The 17531-nt window shown below is 62.5% G+C and carries 17 protein-coding genes and 1 rRNA gene; 1 reads left to right on the top strand and 17 read right to left on the bottom strand.

Going from position 1 to position 17531, the window contains the following annotated elements; translation table 11 throughout:
* Nucleotides 1-21: 21 nt before the first annotated feature.
* Nucleotides 22-1542: ribosomal RNA gene (locus AC51GT_RS24370) — 16S ribosomal RNA — on the bottom strand.
* A gap of 743 nt (nt 1543-2285) precedes the next feature.
* Nucleotides 2286-3560 carry a UDP-N-acetylglucosamine 1-carboxyvinyltransferase gene (gene murA / locus AC51GT_RS24365; RefSeq protein ID WP_496325899.1) on the bottom strand — a complete coding sequence of 425 codons (1275 nt, stop codon included), beginning with the start codon at nt 3558-3560 and terminating at the stop codon, nt 2286-2288.
* Nucleotides 3561-3925: 365 nt separating this feature from the next.
* Here murA and AC51GT_RS24360 point away from each other — a divergent pair, with 365 nt between their 5' ends.
* On the top strand, nt 3926-4558 hold the full coding sequence (locus AC51GT_RS24360; protein WP_496325900.1) for a cob(I)yrinic acid a,c-diamide adenosyltransferase: 633 nt from the start codon (nt 3926-3928) through the stop codon (nt 4556-4558).
* A 92-nt stretch (nt 4559-4650) separates the two neighbouring features.
* Here the strand turns inward: AC51GT_RS24360 and AC51GT_RS24355 are convergent, their stop codons facing one another.
* The 15 genes from AC51GT_RS24355 to rpmE all read right to left on the bottom strand — a co-directional run bounded on the left by AC51GT_RS24355 (nt 4651) and on the right by rpmE (nt 17342).
* A complete protein-coding gene (locus AC51GT_RS24355) occupies nt 4651-5082 on the bottom strand; it encodes a DUF2550 domain-containing protein (protein WP_496325901.1) in 432 nt (143 codons plus the stop codon).
* Between the two features lie 130 nt (nt 5083-5212).
* Nucleotides 5213-5599, bottom strand: coding sequence for a F0F1 ATP synthase subunit epsilon (locus AC51GT_RS24350; protein WP_496325902.1), 387 nt, complete (start codon nt 5597-5599; stop codon nt 5213-5215).
* Nucleotides 5600-5608: 9 nt separating this feature from the next.
* Nucleotides 5609-7057, bottom strand: coding sequence for a F0F1 ATP synthase subunit beta (gene atpD, locus AC51GT_RS24345; RefSeq protein WP_496325903.1), 1449 nt, complete (start codon nt 7055-7057; stop codon nt 5609-5611).
* Nucleotides 7058-7144: 87 nt separating this feature from the next.
* Nucleotides 7145-8062, bottom strand: coding sequence for a F0F1 ATP synthase subunit gamma (locus AC51GT_RS24340; RefSeq protein WP_496325904.1), 918 nt, complete (start codon nt 8060-8062; stop codon nt 7145-7147).
* A gap of 60 nt (nt 8063-8122) precedes the next feature.
* Entirely contained in the window at nt 8123-9751 is a 1629-nt protein-coding gene (gene atpA / locus AC51GT_RS24335; protein WP_496325905.1) for a F0F1 ATP synthase subunit alpha, read from the bottom strand.
* A 72-nt stretch (nt 9752-9823) separates the two neighbouring features.
* Nucleotides 9824-10648, bottom strand: coding sequence for a F0F1 ATP synthase subunit delta (locus AC51GT_RS24330; RefSeq protein WP_496330419.1), 825 nt, complete (start codon nt 10646-10648; stop codon nt 9824-9826).
* Nucleotides 10649-10653: 5 nt separating this feature from the next.
* The gene (locus AC51GT_RS24325; protein ID WP_496325907.1) at nt 10654-11205 is read right to left on the bottom strand and encodes a F0F1 ATP synthase subunit B; all 552 of its coding nucleotides are present in this window, start codon (nt 11203-11205) and stop codon (nt 10654-10656) included.
* 4 nt (nt 11206-11209) lie between these two features.
* The gene (locus AC51GT_RS24320) at nt 11210-11446 is read right to left on the bottom strand and encodes an ATP synthase F0 subunit C (protein ID WP_496325908.1); all 237 of its coding nucleotides are present in this window, start codon (nt 11444-11446) and stop codon (nt 11210-11212) included.
* A gap of 93 nt (nt 11447-11539) precedes the next feature.
* Complete coding sequence (gene atpB / locus AC51GT_RS24315; protein ID WP_496325909.1) at nt 11540-12394, bottom strand: F0F1 ATP synthase subunit A; 855 nt, start codon at nt 12392-12394, stop codon at nt 11540-11542.
* Nucleotides 12395-12626: 232 nt separating this feature from the next.
* The gene (locus AC51GT_RS24310) at nt 12627-13097 is read right to left on the bottom strand and encodes a Cg1360 family ATP-synthase-associated protein (RefSeq protein ID WP_496325910.1); all 471 of its coding nucleotides are present in this window, start codon (nt 13095-13097) and stop codon (nt 12627-12629) included.
* Nucleotides 13098-13117: 20 nt separating this feature from the next.
* The gene (locus tag AC51GT_RS24305; RefSeq protein WP_496325911.1) at nt 13118-14335 is read right to left on the bottom strand and encodes a glycosyltransferase family 4 protein; all 1218 of its coding nucleotides are present in this window, start codon (nt 14333-14335) and stop codon (nt 13118-13120) included.
* 33 nt (nt 14336-14368) lie between these two features.
* Nucleotides 14369-15022, bottom strand: a complete 654-nt coding sequence (locus tag AC51GT_RS24300) for an L-threonylcarbamoyladenylate synthase (protein WP_496325912.1) — start codon at nt 15020-15022, stop codon at nt 14369-14371.
* Between the two features lie 32 nt (nt 15023-15054).
* A complete protein-coding gene (gene prmC / locus AC51GT_RS24295; protein ID WP_496325913.1) occupies nt 15055-15903 on the bottom strand; it encodes a peptide chain release factor N(5)-glutamine methyltransferase in 849 nt (282 codons plus the stop codon).
* Nucleotides 15900-16976, bottom strand: a complete 1077-nt coding sequence (prfA, locus tag AC51GT_RS24290) for a peptide chain release factor 1 (RefSeq protein ID WP_496325914.1) — start codon at nt 16974-16976, stop codon at nt 15900-15902. Before prfA ends, prmC begins: the two co-directional genes overlap by 4 nt.
* A gap of 129 nt (nt 16977-17105) precedes the next feature.
* Nucleotides 17106-17342 (bottom strand): 50S ribosomal protein L31, encoded by a 237-nt coding sequence (gene rpmE, locus AC51GT_RS24285; RefSeq protein WP_482138683.1) that lies wholly within the window; start codon nt 17340-17342, stop codon nt 17106-17108.
* Between the last annotated feature and the right edge of the window lie 189 nt (nt 17343-17531).

Genomic DNA, 17531 nt, shown 5'->3' with positions numbered 1-17531 from the left:
GTGGTTTATGTTGCTCCTTAGAAAGGAGGTGATCCAGCCGCACCTTCCGGTACGGCTACCTTGTTACGACTTCGTCCCAATCGCCAATCCCACCTTCGACGGCTCCCTCCCACAAGGGGTTGGGCCACCGGCTTCGGGTGTTACCAACTTTCATGACGTGACGGGCGGTGTGTACAAGGCCCGGGAACGTATTCACCGCAGCGTTGCTGATCTGCGATTACTAGCGACTCCGACTTCACGGGGTCGAGTTGCAGACCCCGATCCGAACTGAGACCGGCTTTAAGGGATTCGCTCCACCTCACGGTATCGCAGCCCTCTGTACCGGCCATTGTAGCATGTGTGAAGCCCTGGACATAAGGGGCATGATGACTTGACGTCATCCCCACCTTCCTCCGAGTTGACCCCGGCAGTCTCTCACGAGTCCCCGCCATTACGCGCTGGCAACATAAGATAAGGGTTGCGCTCGTTGCGGGACTTAACCCAACATCTCACGACACGAGCTGACGACAGCCATGCACCACCTGTACACCAACCACAAGGGGGGCCATATCTCTATGGCTTTCTGGTGTATGTCAAACCCAGGTAAGGTTCTTCGCGTTGCATCGAATTAATCCACATGCTCCGCCGCTTGTGCGGGCCCCCGTCAATTCCTTTGAGTTTTAGCCTTGCGGCCGTACTCCCCAGGCGGGGTACTTAATGCGTTAGCTACGGCACGGATCCCGTGAAAAGGAACCCACACCTAGTACCCACCGTTTACGGCGTGGACTACCAGGGTATCTAATCCTGTTCGCTACCCACGCTTTCGTTCCTCAGCGTCAGTTACTACCCAGAGACCCGCCTTCGCCACCGGTGTTCCTCCTGATATCTGCGCATTTCACCGCTACACCAGGAATTCCAGTCTCCCCTGTAGTACTCAAGTCTGCCCGTATCGCCCGCACGCTTGGAGTTAAGCCCCAAGTTTTCACGAACGACGCGACAAACCGCCTACGAACTCTTTACGCCCAGTAATTCCGGACAACGCTCGCACCCTACGTATTACCGCGGCTGCTGGCACGTAGTTGGCCGGTGCTTCTTCTCCAGGTACCGTCACTTTCGCTTCGTCCCTGGTGAAAGAGGTTTACAACCCGAAGGCCGTCATCCCTCACGCGGCGTCGCTGCATCAGGCTTGCGCCCATTGTGCAATATTCCCCACTGCTGCCTCCCGTAGGAGTCTGGGCCGTGTCTCAGTCCCAGTGTGGCCGGTCGCCCTCTCAGGCCGGCTACCCGTCGTCGCCTTGGTAGGCCATTACCCCACCAACAAGCTGATAGGCCGCGGGCCCATCCCAAACCGCCGGAGCTTTCCACCACCAGACATGCATCTGGTGGTCATATTCGGTATTAGACCCAGTTTCCCAGGCTTATCCCAAAGTTTGGGGCAGATCACCCACGTGTTACTCACCCGTTCGCCACTAATCCACCAGCAAGCTGGCTTCATCGTTCGACTTGCATGTGTTAAGCACGCCGCCAGCGTTCGTCCTGAGCCAGGATCAAACTCTCCATGAAAACCTTCCAAAACCGCTCCGAAGAGCGAGTTTCAAAAAAATATGTCCTGAAGAGATTTCATAATCCCAACCAAACAAAAACTGACACCACCACAGGACTCAAAACCTGCGATGGGATCAAAAAATTATCTAACTAATGCCGGCACCACACATCCGCCAACCCGACCAAACCCCAGACTGGGATTTCGTCACCGTGACAGACATACAGCACCTAAATTGGCACTAACAATCCATCGACACACTATCGAGTTCTCAAAGAACACACCCACATCCGATCTGCACACACCTTCAACAAGCGTGTCGTCCCGGCGGGATATTTTATTGTAACTTCCTCGCTGCCTCCGTCTCGGAGGCAACTTTTCAAGCTTACCGGACTCGCATCCGGTATGCAACTCGCTGCTCTCGCAGTCCGTCACCACCCGCGTTTGAACCCTCCACCGAAAGGCGGAGCACATTCACACTATGGGCGGTCTGCGTTGTTCCTTCAGGAAAAGACTTCCCTGTCGGTGTTCTCGGCTCCCGGCTTCTTGCTCTCCGGCGCCTCACTCGCTGACTTGAAGAAAGTTACGGGAACAAGTCGGTCGGCGTCAAATCGCCTGGTGCGCAGCGGCTTCGAGACGCATTCATGCAGGTCACCGGATTCTGGAAGATGTTTGATCCGTAACCAGACGGCAACGTCCCGCCCGAAATGTCCTTGTGATCACCACCACCGGGACAATCCAGGCGCGTTGCGTTGACAACCGGTCAGTCCTGCTTCGAATCCGCTGTCACACGCACGATCTCGCCACCAAGGCTGCGCATGATCTCCACGAAATCGGGATATCCGCGATCGATATGCGACACATCGTGCACCTCGGTCACCCCGTCGGCGACAAGACCGGCCAGCACCAATCCGGCGCCGGCGCGGATGTCCGAACTCCACACCGGTGCACTCGACAGCTGTTCGATCCCACGAATCACCGCGTGATGACCATCTGTCCGAGCATCCGCACCCAACCGCACCATCTCTTCGACGAATCGGAAACGGGCCTCGAAGACGTTCTCGGTGATCACCGACATGCCGTCACTGATCGCGGCCAAGCCGATGGCCATCGGCTGTAGGTCGGTCGGGAACCCGGGAAACGGGAGCGTCGAGTAATTGACCGCCATCGGCCTACCCACCTGGACGACTCGGAAACCGTCGGGAAACTGGGTCACCGACGCACCCGCACCGACGAGCTTGGACAGCACCAGTTGCAGATGTCGGGGGTCAACCCCGCGGACGGTGATGTCACCCCGCGTCATGACGGCGGCGATGGCCCAGGTGGATGCGACAATCCGATCACCGATCACCCGATGGGTGACCGGTTTCAATTGTTCGACGCCCTCGACCGTCAGGGTGGACGTGCCTTCACCGCTGATCTTCGCGCCCATCTGCTGCAACATCACGCACAGATCGACGATCTCCGGCTCGCGGGCGGCATTGTCGATGGTGGTCACGCCTTCGGCCAGTACCGCCGCCATCAGGATGTTCTCGGTGGCACCGACGGATGGGAACTCCAGGCTGATCGGTGCCCCGATCAGCTTGTCCGCCTCAGCGACCACACATCCGTGTTCGATCACGCTGTGTGCTCCGAGCAGACGCAGCCCTGCCTGGTGCATGTCGAGTGGACGAGATCCGATCGCATCACCACCTGGTAGCGCGACCACAGCCCGTCGGCAACGCGCCACCAGTGGACCGAGCACACAGACCGACGCGCGGAACTGCTTCACCGCGTCGAAATCGGCGTGGAACTTCAGTTCGGCCGGGGTGTCGATCACCACGGTGTCGCCGTCATGGGTGACGGTGGCACCGAGCCCGCGTAAGACGTCGGCCATCAACGGCACGTCCAGGATCTGCGGGCAATTGGTGATGGTTGTCTTGCCCTCGGCGAGTAACGCCGCAGCCATCAACTTCAGAACGCTGTTCTTGGCGCCCACGACTTCGACCTCACCGGTCAGTCGTGCGCCCCCGGTCACCAGAAAACGATCATCAACCACGGACGTAGCCTAGGCGACCCGAACGTGGCCGCCACCGACGGCCCGTCATAGCGTTCATCGATTCTCGACCACGAGCTTCAGGGAGGCGAGCCCCTCTTCGAAATCGCCACCGATGAACTTGGCGGTGGGAATGACTTTCGCGAATGACTTTGCCGGCCCGGCGTTTTCACCGCTCGTCGGCCACTTCACGACGGTCCCCGCGCCGGCCGGCCGACCATAGGTCCGAAGATCGACTCGGCGGGGGCGGCGATCGTGATCGATCGCTCGATGGTGAAGGGCTGTGACGCCAATGGTGTCCCCCGGTTGAAGTGTCGCGGCCCTGACCGGCCAGTACCACTGCGAGGATACCGGGTAGCTTTGCTCTCATGGCTGTTCACCTGACCCGTATCTACACCCGTACCGGCGATGCGGGAACCACTGGACTCAGCGACTTTTCACGCGTTTCCAAAAACGATCCCCGCGTGCTCGCCTACGCAGACTGCGATGAGGCCAATGCCGCGATCGGTGTAGCGCTGGCGATGGGGAACCCCACCGCAGACGTCGCCGAGATCCTGCAGCGCGTACAGAACGATCTGTTCGATGCGGGTGCGGACCTGTCGACTCCGGTGGTCGCGGATCCGAAGTATCCACCGCTGCGCATCCTGCAGAGCTACATCGACGACCTCGAGGTCTGGTGCGATCACTACACCGACCAGCTCGCGCCGCTCAATTCGTTCATCCTGCCCGGCGGTAGCCCGCTCAGCGCATACCTGCATGTGGCACGGACGGTCACCCGGCGCGCCGAACGGACGGCATGGGCGGCCATCGAAGCTTTCCCGGACTCCACCAGTGCACTGCCGGCGCAGTACCTGAACCGCCTGTCAGACCTGCTGTTCATTCTGTCCAGGGTCGCCAATCCCGGCGGCGACATCCTGTGGCAGCCAGGTGAGCAGCGCAAACGTGCCCGACCTGAGGGCAGCGAGCCCGGCACCGATCAGGGTGCGGGCTCAGAAGACTGATCGGATACACAAAGAAGGCCCAGACCGTCTCGGTCTGGGCCTTCTTTGTAGATTCTGATCGAGCACGTCAACGGTGGTGGTTCGGGTGATACTCAGTCGCGGCGACGACGTTCCGCACGCTGTGACGGACGGGATTCGAGCCACGACTGGAATGCGGTGACCCCGCCGCTGTCGAGAGCGAGTTCGAAGTCTCCATCGTGGTCGGCCAGTTCGAGGATCACCATGTCGTTGTCGAGGACATCGGCTTCGGTGGCGGTCGGTGACCGACGGCCACTGACAGTCACGGACTGGCGCAGAACGAGGCGCTGCGGCCCGGGCAGCACCCGGCGTAGGCGGAAGTACTCCAGGGCGTTGTCGTCGTATCGGACCACCCCGTGCCGCCAGCCCCGGCCATCGTCGGCGGGCAATTCACGCAATAGAGCCGACGTACCCGAACCTCGCAATTCGTTGATCCGGTAGAGCATGTAAAGCACAAACACAAGGACAAGCACGATCACCGCGAGGGCAGCCAGATTCCAGTCCACAGACGACACCTCCTTCAGCCCCCGCCAGAAATACAACGATCCCCGCAAACTTGTCTGAAGTTTGCGGGGACCGTAGAACAATTAGCCATTCGAACGGCCCTGCTCTACAGGATGCCATCCGATCGACAATTTATTTGACTTGCTGCAGTACTTCCACCGCGCGCAGACGCGATTCGGCCCGCAGGTACTCGGCGCTGCCCTTCTCGGCGGACGAGAGAACCGAACGCTCGGCTGCCTCGTCGACGTCCCCGGCCCACTCGGCCGACTCTGCGAGAATCGTGACGACCTCACCGGTCACCGAGATGAAACCACCCTGCACAGCTGCCACGCGGCGCTTGCCACCGACCTCATCGATCGCGACATATCCGCCCGGTGCCAGCTGACCCAGCGTGGGCTCGTGATGAGCCAGCAGACCCACAGCGCCCTCGGTGGTCTGAGCCACTACAAACGTTGCTTCGCCGGAGTACAAACGCGATTCAACCGCGACCAACTCGACGTGAAATGGCGTGTCAGGCATCGGGTGATGTCACTTTCCGGTGATCTTCTTGGCAGCGGCCTCGACGTCGTCGAGTCCGCCACAGCTGTTGAACGCCTGCTCGGGAAGATGATCGTATTCGCCCTTGGAGACCTTGTCGAAGGCTTCGATGGTGTCGGCGAGCGGCACCACAGAACCCTTCTGGCCGGTGAACTTCTCGGCAACGATGAAGTTCTGGCCGAGGAACTTCTGGATCCGCCGTGCACGCTGCACGGTGATCTTGTCCTCCTCGGAGAGCTCGTCCATACCGAGAATCGCGATGATGTCCTGCAGTTCCTTGTACTTCTGCAGGATCCGCTTGACCTCGTTGGCGACGCGGAAGTGCTCGTCACCGACGATCGAGGCCTCCAGGATGCGTGAGGTCGACGTCAGCGGGTCCACAGCCGGGTAGATACCGAGCTGCGAAATCGGGCGCGAGAGCTCCGTGGTGGCATCCAGGTGGGCGAACGTGGTCGCCGGCGCCGGGTCGGTGTAGTCGTCGGCGGGCACGTAGATGGCCTGCAGCGAGGTGATCGAGTTACCACGCGTCGAGGTGATGCGCTCCTGCAGCTCGCCCATCTCGTCAGCCAGCGTCGGCTGGTAACCAACGGCAGACGGCATCCGGCCGAGCAGCGTGGAGACCTCGGAACCGGCCTGGGTGAAACGGAAGATGTTGTCGATGAACAGCAGCACGTCCTGACGCTTGACGTCACGGAAGTACTCCGCCATCGTCAGCGCGGACAGAGCGACCCGCATACGCGTGCCCGGCGGCTCATCCATCTGACCGAACACCAACGCGGTGTCCTGCAGAACGCCCATCTCCTCCATCTCGAGGTGGAGGTCGGTGCCCTCACGGGTACGCTCACCGACGCCTGCGAACACCGAGGTGCCCGAGAACTCGCGAGCGATACGGGTGATCATCTCCTGGATCAGAACGGTCTTGCCGACACCGGCACCACCGAACAGACCGATCTTGCCGCCCTTGACGTACGGGGTCAGCAGGTCGATGACCTTGATGCCGGTCTCGAGGATCTCGGTCTTGCCCTCGAGCTGATCGAACGCCGGGGGCTTCCGGTGGATGCCCCACTGCTCGCCGTCGCGACCGGTGCCCGGTGCGTCGAGGCAATCGCCGAGTGCGTTGAACACGTGGCCCTTGACGACGTCACCGACGGGAACCGAGATCGGCTTGTCGGTGTCGGTCACCTCGGTGCCGCGGGTCAGACCGTCGGTCGGTTGCATCGAGATGGTGCGGACCAAGTTGTCGCCGAGGTGCTGAGCAACCTCGAGCGTCAGCTTCTTGGCAACCGACTTCAGCGCGATTTCGGCGTGAAGTGCGTTGAACAGTGGCGGAATGGCGCCGCGCGGGAACTCCACGTCGACGACCGGACCGATGACACGCACGACGCGGCCGGTCAGCCCAGCGGAACCCTTCCGGGAAGTTTGGGTTTCAGTTGTGGTCATGATGTCTCTTCCTCTGTGACGATGGCATTGGCATGTTTCGCGGACGGCGACCTCACCGGCCGGTTGCCGAAAATGTGTCGAGTCCGTTTACGAAAGGGCATCAACACCGCCGACGATCTCGCTGATCTCTTGGGTGATCTGTGCCTGTCGGAGCTGGTTCGCCTCACGCGACAAGTTGGTGACCAACTCTTCGGCGTTGTCCGTGGCCGCCTTCATGGCGGTACGGCGGGCTGCCGACTCCGAGGCGGCCGAGTCGAGCAGCGCCGAGAACACGCGGGTCGCCACGTACTTGGGCAGCAAGGCCGAGAGCAGCGCCTCCGGACCGGGCTCGAACTCGTAGTTCCGAGAAGCTCCCGTGCTCTCACCGGTCTCGTCCACGGACACCACCAGGGGTGCGACGCGGCGAACGACCGGCGTCTGCGTCAGCATGCTGACGAAGCGCGTGTACACGATGTGGAACTCATCGACGCCCTCGACCTGGCTGCCGTCAGGCGAGTCGACCATGGTGCCCGAACCCGCCATGAACAGGTCGATCAGCTGCTCGGAGGCATTCCACGCGTCGCTGTATGCCGGCTGCTGAGAGAAGCCGGTCCAGCTTCCCTGCACGGGCATCTTCCGGAAGTTGAAGTACGTCGTGCCCTTTTGTCCGGTGACAAAAAGGACGACGTCCTTGCCCTCCTCGGTCAGCAACTCGATGAGCTGGCGAGCCTCGCGCAGCACATTCGAGTTGTAGCCGCCCGCCATGCCACGGTCGCTCGTAACGATCAACACCGCAGCACGTTTCGGCTCGGGACGCTCCGTCAGCAACGGATGTGTCAACGAGGTGGCGCTCGAGGCCAACTCGGAGAGGACCGCAGTGATCTCCTCCGAGTACGGCTTCGAGGCCGCCACACGAGCCTGAGCCTTGGTGATGCGCGAAGTCGCGATCAGCTCCTGTGCCTTCGTGATCTTCTTGGTCGATTGCACAGACCGGATGCGCGAACGTAGCTCGCGAATGCTAGCCATCTACTGTCACAGCCCTTCCCGGCCCGTCAAACGTTTACCAATCATCAAACGATTCCCTATTTACTTGCGTACTTTGACGGTCTCGTCCTCGACCTTGTCTGCGGCCAGAGCCGAAGCAGCTGCTTCGTTCACGGTGTCAGACTTCTCGCTGGCCAAGAAATTTTCCTTGTACTTGTCAGCGGCGGCCACGAGAGCGTGAGCAGCCTCGTCAGTCAGCGCCTTGCCGCCGGCGATGGTCTCGTAGACACCGGAAGCAGTGCGATGCAGCTCGTCGATCAGCTCCGCCTCGTACCGGCGGACATCCTCGATGGGGACCGTGTCGAAGTGTCCTTCACCGGCGAGGTAGATCGAGACGATCTGGTCCTCGACCGATACCGGGGAGAACTGGTCCTGCTTGAGCAACTCCACCCAGCGGGCACCACGGTCGAGCTGAGCCTTCGAGGCATCATCCAGGTCGGAGGCGAAAGCCGAGAAGGCTTCCAGCTCACGGAACTGGGCGAGCTCCAGACGCAGCGAACCCGAAACCTTCTTCAGGCCCTTGGTCTGAGCGGCGCCACCAACACGGGAGACGGACGTACCGACGTTGATCGCCGGACGAACACCCTTGTTGAAGAGGTCGGACTCGAGGAAGACCTGACCGTCGGTGATCGAGATGACGTTGGTCGGGATGAACGCCGAGACGTCGTTGGCCTTGGTCTCGATGATCGGCAGACCGGTCATCGAACCGCCACCCATGGCCTCGGAGAGCTTGGCGCAACGCTCCAGCAGACGCGAGTGCAAGTAGAAGACGTCACCGGGGTATGCCTCGCGGCCCGGCGGACGACGCAGCAGCAGCGAGATGGCGCGGTAGGCCTCGGCCTGCTTCGACAGGTCGTCGAACACGATGAGGACATGCTTGCCCTCGTACATCCAGTGCTGCCCGATGGCCGAACCGGTGTACGGTGCGAGCCACTTGAAGCCGGCGGAATCCGAGGCCGGTGCAGCGACGATCGTGGTGTAAGCCATCGCGCCCGACTCTTCGAGAGCGGTCTTGACGCCCGCGATGGTCGAACCCTTCTGGCCGATTGCCACATAGATGCAGCGAACCTGCTTGTTGGGGTCGCCGGTTTCCCAGTTCGCCTTCTGGTTCAGGATCGCGTCGATGCAGACCGCGGTCTTGCCGGTCTTGCGGTCACCGATGATCAGCTGACGCTGTCCGCGACCGATTGCGGTCATGGCGTCGATGGCCTTGATACCGGTGGCCAGCGACTCCTCGACGGGCTGGCGCTCGAGCACCGAAGCCGCCTGGAGTTCGAGGACGCGGTTCTCCGAGGACACGATCTCGCCGCGGCCGTCGATCGGCTTGCCGAGGGGGTCCACGACGCGGCCGAGGAAGTTGTCGCCGACGGGGACGGACAAAACGTCTCCGGTGCGGCGGACTTCCTGGCCTTCTTCGAGAGTGTTGTAGTCACCGAGGATGACTGCGCCGATCTCGGATTCGTCGAGGTTCAGTGCGACGCCGAGGACGCCGCCGGGGAACTCGAGGAGTTCGTTCGACATCGCGGACGGCAGTCCGCTGATGTGTGCGATTCCGTCGCTGGTATCAGTGACATACCCGACCTCGTCACGTGCAACTTCCGTTGAGAAATTCGAGGTGTAGGTTTCAATCGCACTTCGGATCTCATCGGAGGTGATCGTCAACTCCGCCATATTCTTGCCCTGCTCTTCCTGCGTGGTCGTGAGTTTTGTGGAATCGGTGTGGTGCGTCGTCTGCGGCGAAGCTCAGCCCAGCGACTTGCGGATCGTGGCCAGTCGGCCGGCGCCTGAACCATCGATCACTTCGTCACCGATCTTGACGACCAAGCCCGAGAGCAGGTCCTGATCGACGACAACATGGGTGATGATCGGCTGGTTGTAGATGCGCGCGAGTGTGGACGTCAGAGCGTCCACCTGCGAGCTCGTCAACTCGACGGATGCCCGCACCTTCGCAACCAGACGATCACGCTGTCCGGCGGCCAGGTTCGACAACGCATCCAGTGCGTCAGCCGGTTTCTGATCGGACAACCGGGCGATCGACTGGATGGCGAGTGCCTCGGTGACCGCTGACACCTTGCCGGAGGTCAGCGACGCCAGCAGTTCCTGGCGCGCCTTGGCCGATCGAGACTTGTCCTTGAGGACGATCTCGAGTTCGGGGTGAGCGGCGACCGTACGGCCGAGCAAGAACAGTTCTTCCTCGACTGCGTCGAGTGTTCCCGTTTCGGCCGCCGACTTGAGGTAGGCCTCGCGGCCGAGGAGTTCAAGCCCGTCCAGCAGGTCCGAGGTGCTCGACCAGTCACGGCCGACCGCCTCGACCACCACGGCCAGAGTGCCGGCACCGATCTGGCTGCCGAACAACTGGCGTGCCAGACCCTGCCGGACATCCACCGGTGCGGAGATGTCGCCGAACGCGGTACGCAACGATCGCTCGCTGTCGAGGAACCCGACAACTGCGAACAGGTCGGAACCGATCTGCTGCGCAGTCGTGGCGGCGTCGCCACCGGCTGCTGAAATCGTCTCGGCCAGGATTGCCCGGGTACCGCTCAAAGCGTCGCGGCTGGCTGCGTACATCGCCTTCACTTCCTCTGCGCAGAAGTCGCGTCGAGCTCGGCCAGGAACCGGTCAACGGTCTGTCCGCGCTTGGCGCTTTCTTCCAGGTGCTCGCCGACGATCTTCTCGGCCAGGTCAACAGCGGTCCGACCGAGGTCCGACCGGAGTTCGGTGACGATCTGATCGCGTTCGGCCTTCAGCTGCGAGCGGCCTGCGGCAACGATGCGCGCGCTTTCCGCTTCGCCTTGAGCCCGGAGCTCGGCGATGATCTCTTGTCCGCGTAGCCGTGCGTCCTCGCGAATCTGCGCGGCGACTGCACGGGTTTCGAGCAGCTGCTCTTCACGCTGCTTGAGCAGGGCGTCGGCTTCGAGTTGTGCATCAGAGGCCCGCTTGAGTCCACCGACGATGCCGTCGGTGCGCTCTTCGAGAACCTTCTGAGCCCGTGGAAGAACTAGCTTCCAGAAGACGAGTCCCACAATCACCAGGGCCACGATGGACCAGGTGATGTCGTAGGTCGCAGGCAGAAGAGGATTATGCGATTCCTCTTCGGCGGCGAGAATCAAGGAGTTGGCACTCATCGGATCAGAAGATGAAGCCGGCAACCAAGCCGATCAAGGCCAGCGCTTCGGTGAATGCGATACCGAGGAACATGGTGGTACGCAACTGGCCGGCGAGCTCCGGCTGACGCGCGGTGCCCTCGATGGTCTTGCCGACGACGATGCCGATACCGATACCGGGGCCGATGGCAGCCAGACCGTATCCGATGGCGCCGAAGTTGAGTTCGCTGATCTCACCGGTTACTTGCGCGAGGTTGCTCATGGTGTTGGATCCCTTTCTTCTTGATCCGCTGGGCGAGGTTTAGCCGCAGCGGCCAGTTTGTTGGTCGAGATGTATTGGGGGGTAACGCTTCGGTCAGTGTTCCGCGGCGTGATCAGCCAGATCGATGTAGACGGCAGTCAGCAAGGCGAAGATGTATGCCTGCAACACGATCACCAGGAGTTCGAAGAAAGTGAAAGCGATGCCGCCGAGCAATGCCGGCAAGCCGAAGATCCAGGTCCAGGCTTCCGTGGTGAAGAAGAAGTACTGGGTGGCGCTGAAGAACAGTACCAACAGGATATGACCGGCAAGCATGTTGGCCATCAGACGAACCGTCAGCGTGAACGGCCGCAGAATGAAGGTCGAGAGGAACTCGATCGGGATCAGGAGGATGTGCAGCGCGGGCGGCACGTCCGGGACCACGATGCTCGACTTCACGTAGCCGAGGAAGCCGTACTTCTTGATGCCGACGTAGTTGAAGACGATGTACGCCAGCGCGGCCAACACGATCGGCATACCGATCAAACCGTTGGACGAGATGTTCAGCACCGGGATCACGCCGGAGAAGTTCAGGAACAACACCGTGAAGAAGATCGTCACCAAGATCGGGAGGAAACGCTTCCCGTTCTCTTTCCCGAGGACACTCTCTGCGATCTGGATACGGACGAAGTCCAACGCCATCTCGCCGACGTTCTGCAAGCCGCGAGGAACCAGTTTCGGGCTCCGGAAGGCCAGCAAGAAGAAGACGACGCAGACGCCGGCCATCAAGAGCCGGATCAGCATCAGACGATCGAGTTCGAAGATCGTTCCTTCAAAAAGGACTGCATCAGGGTAAAAGTCGGACAGCGAGGGTGGGTGGTATCCCCCATCGTCTGCCGCGAGGTTCAAGACGCTCAGCACTCTCTCCCGTGCTCTGGCCACAGGCAGCGTGCCTGCAGTTCGACCGGACATAAGTTCAGATCTAGCAAAAAGTTCTTCTCAGATTTCATGCCGTACGCGGCCCGGGGAACTCCCCTGGGCGAAAGTCGCATTCCTGCGCCTTCTCGCGTCGCACGGCAGTCTGAGTACCGGGCTGGTCAAGTCCGGTTCTCTTCTGCGGGCCAACGATAGCAATACGGTAGGTGACCCTCATAGTTCGGGTATCCGCCGGACACCAATACTACCCTGTGTAGTATGTCCGGATTCAATCCTCGTCGTCAATGTCACCCTCCGGGGCGACATCGACGTACGGGATTTTGGTGGTCATGACCGCGTAGGTTTCGCACGCCAGGACGATCACCATCGCGATGAGTGCGGTGACCCCGAGGGCGACATGATTGAGCGAATCGACGTTGCTCAGCGCCGCGAGGGCGAGCATGGCCAACAACAGTTTGAGCAGCCACGTGCCCATCAGGATCGCACCGCCGGTCGTCGGGGACGCATTGGCCGTCAGCACCACGACGACGACCGTGAACAGGATGAATCCGCCGCCGAACGCCGCACCCACCAACGCTCCCCAGAGGCCCTCGGTGCCGTCTATGAGCGCCCAGGCACCCGCGCTGATCACGGTCAGTACAACAAGTCCGAGCGCGCCGTAGCGGATCGCCTTCTGCAACGGGGTGATCGGTCTTGCATCATTTGGGGTGGTCAGTGCTGGTTCAGAAGCTTCGTTCACCCTTCCAGGGTAAGGGTCGTTCAGGAAGCGCCGGTACTCACACCCGCCCGGTGCCGGTTCCGTAGGCGGGGAACGATCGTTGCGAGCATCGCGATGATCAGCCCGCCACCGAGGACCGGGAGCACCACAGACGCCGAGAACAGCGTGCTGGCAGCAGCACTGAAGGCGAGGACACCGACCCACAGGTAGATCACCAGCACGACGCGGCGATGGGAGTGACCGAGTTCGAGAAGCCGGTGATGCAGGTGCATCTTGTCCGGTGTGTAGAACCCGACACCGGCACGCGTTCGCCGGATGACCGCAAGCAGCATGTCGAGCATCGGGATGAACATGACCGCGGCCACCAGGATGATCGGCGAGAGCAGGGTGAAGACATCGGCCGGGCCGTAGGCGTTGATGGCGATCCGGCCCGACGCACTGGTCGACGCCGCGGCCAGCATCAGGCCGATGAGCATCGAACCGGAGTCGCCCATGAAGATGCGCGCCGGCTGGAAGTTGTGTGGGAGAAAGCCGAGGCAGGCGCCGGCGAGGATCACGGCGATGAGGGCCGGTGGGTAGTAGCTGACATCACCGCCCTGATCGTGCAGAAGGCCCAGGGAGAAGACGCAGATGGCCAGCGCCGCGATCAGCGCCAGGCCCGCCGCCAGTCCGTCCAGCCCGTCGACGAAGTTCATCGCGTTCACCGTCGCCACCGTGACCGCGATGGTGAGCAGCCCCGACTGCAGCGGGTCGAGGACAACGGTCCCGATGTCACCGAACGGCACGTTCACGACCGTCCAGCTCAGCCCCATGATCACCAGCACGCCTGCAGCGGTGAGCTGGCCGACGAACTTGGTGAGCGCGTCGATCCCCCACCGGTCATCGATGATCCCGACCAGGACGATCACCCCGCCCGCCACGACGACGGCATTCATGTCGTCGGTGTAGTCGAAACCTCGCGTCAACGCGGGCAGTTCGCCGGCCAGGACCATCCCGGCGAGCACACCCAAGTACATGCCGACACCGCCGAGTCGGGGTGTGGGCACCGCGTGGACGTCACGGTTACGCGGAACCGCGACCGCACCGGTCCGGGTCGCGACAACCCGCACCACGCCCGTGATGAGGTACGTGATGAGTGCGGCGCACAGTCCGACCAGCATCAATTCACGCAGCGGCACACCCGCGCCGCTACTGGTGAGACCGGACTGGGCGGCAATCAACACACCACTGCCCTCATTCAACGTTGTCGAATAGGCCACGGATACGGACGCTACCGGGGGTCCACATGCGGGTCAGACCCGAAGACTCTCGACCTCGGTGCCGAGGACCTCGGCGATTTCTTCGGCGCTGATCGCGCCTTCTCGCAAGATCTTGGGTGTGACATCGGTGAGGTCGACGATCGTCGACGGCACCGCTTTCGCGGCGGGCCCACCATCGAGGTAGACCGCCACGGACTCCCCCAGTTGCTCGCGCGCCTGCTCGACGGTGGTGGCCGGCGGCTGCCCGGAGACGTTGGCACTGGACACCGCCATCGGACCCACCTCACGCAGCACCTCGATCGCCACCGGATGCAGCGGCATCCGCAGCATCACGGTGCCGCGGGTGTCACCGAGATCCCAGGCCAGCGACGGCGCCTGGTGCACAACCAGACTCAGACCTCCGGGCCAGAAGGCGCGGGTCAGTTCGCGGGCGGTCGGTGACACCGACAGGACCAGTCCGTCGATCGTCGACCAGGAGCCGACCAGGACCGGCACCGGCATGTCACGACCCCGGCCTTTGGCGGCCAGCAGACTGTTCACGGACTCGGAATCGAAAGCGTCACAACCGATTCCGTAGAGGGTGTCGGTGGGCATGACGATCAGGCGTCCGCCTTTGACGGCGCCGACCGCGGCGCGCAGGCCGGCGGACCGGGATCCGGGATTGCTGCAATCGAACGTAGTGCTCACGGCGTCCATCCTTGCACGTTGACGGTCTCCGATCAGCGACGCATGGCGGTGACGAATCGCGCACGGCCGACGAGATCGGGTTTCTGGGTGATCGCGTCGAAGTGCCCGCTGTCCCCGAGCGCCGCCATCACCAGGTCACCGGTGCTGTCGTCGTGCTCGATCCCCACGGCGCAACCCGGTCGCAGAATCCGCGCGACAACCGAGATCATCGGTGTGATCACCGACATGCCGTCGGCTCCACCGAACAACGCCAGCGCGGGATCGTGGTCGGCCACCTCGGCCGGCAGGTCTGCACCCTCCGGGATGTACGGCGGGTTCGAGACCACCAGGTCGGCCACGATCCCCGGCAAGATGTCCGGGTCGGCGGCATCACCCTGGTGGACCGTGACCCGTTCGCGAACCTCCACGGGCATCCGGGACAGGTTGTGGGACAGCCATTCATGGGCGTTGTCGTCGATCTCGACCGCATGGACCCGCGCACCGGGGTGGGTCGCCGCCACGGCCAGTGCGAGCGCGCCGCTGCCGCTGCACAGATCAACGACCACGGGGCGGGCGATGTCCTCGATCTGGGTCACCGCCCACGCGTAGAGCAGTTCGGTTTCCATCCGCGGGATGAAGACCCCCGGGCCGACCTCGATCTCGATCGGCCCGAACGCGACGTGGCCGATGATGTGCTGCAGCGGTTCACGTTGCGCACGCCGATCGACGAGTTCGCGATAGCGGGTGGCCTCGGCATCGGACAGGTCGTCGACGGCGATCAGTTCTCCGACCGAGCGGTCCAGCACAAACGCCAACAGCAAACCGGCGTCGACCTGCGCGCTCGGTACACCGGCCGCGGTCAGCTGTGCGACGGCCGCCCGGCGAAGAGCCCTGGCGTTCACTCCGCCTCGAGGCGGGCCTGACGATCCGCGGCGGCCAGCGCGTCGAGAAGCCCGTCCATGTCACCGGCGAGCACAGCGTCGAGGTTCTGCGCTTTGTAGCCGATCCGGTGGTCGGTGACCCGGTTTTCGGGATAGTTGTAGGTGCGGATGCGCTCCGAGCGGTCGACGGTGCGGATCTGGGCGGCCCGCCCCTGCGAGGCCTCGGCGTTGGCGGCCTCTTCGGCAGCGGCCTGCAACCGGGCCGCGAGAACCTGCATGGCCCTGGCCTTGTTCTGGAGCTGTGAACGTTCGTTCTGGCAGGTCACGACGATCCCGGTCGGCAGGTGCGTGAGCCGGACCGCGGAGTCGGTGGTGTTGACGCCCTGCCCGCCCTTGCCGGAGCTGCGGTAGACGTCGACCCGCAGATCGGACTCATCGATCTGGACCCGCTCGACCTCATCGGGTTCGGGGTAGATCAGGACCCCGGCGGCCGAGGTGTGGATGCGACCCTGCGATTCGGTGACCGGGACGCGCTGAACCCGATGCACGCCGCCTTCGAACTTCAACCGGGACCAGACACCGTCCGGACCGTCACCCTTCGACTTGATCGAGATGGTGGCCTCCTTGTACCCGCCCAGGTCGGACTCGGTGACACCGAGGATCTGGGCCTTCCAGCCCTGTCGCTCACAGTATTTGAGGTACATCCGCGCGAGATCGGAGGCGAACAGCGCCGACTCCTCGCCACCGGCGCCGGACTTGACCTCCAGCACCACGTCGTCGCCGTCGTGCGGGTCGCGTGGGGAGAGCAGGTCGGTCAGCGTTTGATCGAGGGCTGCGACAGTCTGCTCGAGTTCGGGGATCTCGGCGGCGAAAGCGCTGTCGTCGGCCGCGAGTTCGCGCGCTGCTTCCAGATCGTCCTGTGCGGCCTGGAGCTTTGTGTAGGTCGCCATGATCGGCGCGAGTTCGGCGAACCGCTTGCCCACCCGCCGCGCGGCCGTCGGATCGTCGTGTAACGACGGGTCGGACATCTGGCTCTGCAGGCCGGCATGCTCGGCAAGGATGTCGTCGATCGCGGACGGATCGGAAATGCTCATGACCTGATTCCTTGACGGTGTGGCTACGACACCCGAATGGAGAGCGGGTGACCGGAAGTGGGCTGTTGAAGAAAAAAGAAACCGGCGCCTGACCTGCCGCAGGGCAGAGTCAGACGCCGGTTGTACAAGCTAGTTGTCTGCTGCGTCTTTCTTTGCAGCGGCCCGCTTGCCGTAGCGCTTCTCGAAGCGCGCAACACGGCCACCGGTATCGAGGATCTTCTGCTTGCCCGTGTAGAACGGGTGGCACTGCGAGCAGACCTCGACGTTGATCCGACCCGACACCTGGGTGGAGTGGGTCTGGAAAGTGTTCCCGCAGCCGCAGACCACAGTGGTCTCGACGTACTCGGGGTGAATTCCCTGCTTCATTTCTGGGGTCCCTTTCATGGTCGCCGGGTCACCTACGCGGATCGCAGGTGTGAACCGGAACCGGACTCGACCGCTCAGTATGCCAGAACAGCCTCCCGACCTGCGAATCGCTGGTACCAGTTGAAGGTCTGTCCGCTCTGGCGGCACGATAACCTCAACAACAACGACGCGCCCGGGTTCATTCCGGCC

This window comes from Williamsia sp. z34 (genome assembly GCF_059553395.1).
Note: the sequence above shows the minus strand (reverse complement) of the source record. Positions and strands in the feature narration are given on the sequence as shown.

What these genes read in the sequence shown, in the direction of transcription:
- AC51GT_RS24360 (WP_496325900.1), top strand. Translation starts at nt 3,926, where the DNA reads ATGGCTGTTCACCTGACCCGTATCTACACCCGTACCGGCGATGCGGGA.
- AC51GT_RS24350 (WP_496325902.1), bottom strand. Translation starts at nt 5,599, where the DNA reads ATGCCTGACACGCCATTTCACGTCGAGTTGGTCGCGGTTGAATCGCGT.
- atpD (WP_496325903.1), bottom strand. Translation starts at nt 7,057, where the DNA reads ATGACCACAACTGAAACCCAAACTTCCCGGAAGGGTTCCGCTGGGCTG.
- AC51GT_RS24340 (WP_496325904.1), bottom strand. Translation starts at nt 8,062, where the DNA reads ATGGCTAGCATTCGCGAGCTACGTTCGCGCATCCGGTCTGTGCAATCG.
- atpA (WP_496325905.1), bottom strand. Translation starts at nt 9,751, where the DNA reads ATGGCGGAGTTGACGATCACCTCCGATGAGATCCGAAGTGCGATTGAA.
- AC51GT_RS24330 (WP_496330419.1), bottom strand. Translation starts at nt 10,648, where the DNA reads ATGTACGCAGCCAGCCGCGACGCTTTGAGCGGTACCCGGGCAATCCTG.
- AC51GT_RS24325 (WP_496325907.1), bottom strand. Translation starts at nt 11,205, where the DNA reads ATGAGTGCCAACTCCTTGATTCTCGCCGCCGAAGAGGAATCGCATAAT.
- AC51GT_RS24320 (WP_496325908.1), bottom strand. Translation starts at nt 11,446, where the DNA reads ATGAGCAACCTCGCGCAAGTAACCGGTGAGATCAGCGAACTCAACTTC.
- atpB (WP_496325909.1), bottom strand. Translation starts at nt 12,394, where the DNA reads ATGTCCGGTCGAACTGCAGGCACGCTGCCTGTGGCCAGAGCACGGGAG.
- prfA (WP_496325914.1), bottom strand. Translation starts at nt 16,976, where the DNA reads ATGAGCATTTCCGATCCGTCCGCGATCGACGACATCCTTGCCGAGCAT.
- rpmE (WP_482138683.1), bottom strand. Translation starts at nt 17,342, where the DNA reads ATGAAGCAGGGAATTCACCCCGAGTACGTCGAGACCACTGTGGTCTGC.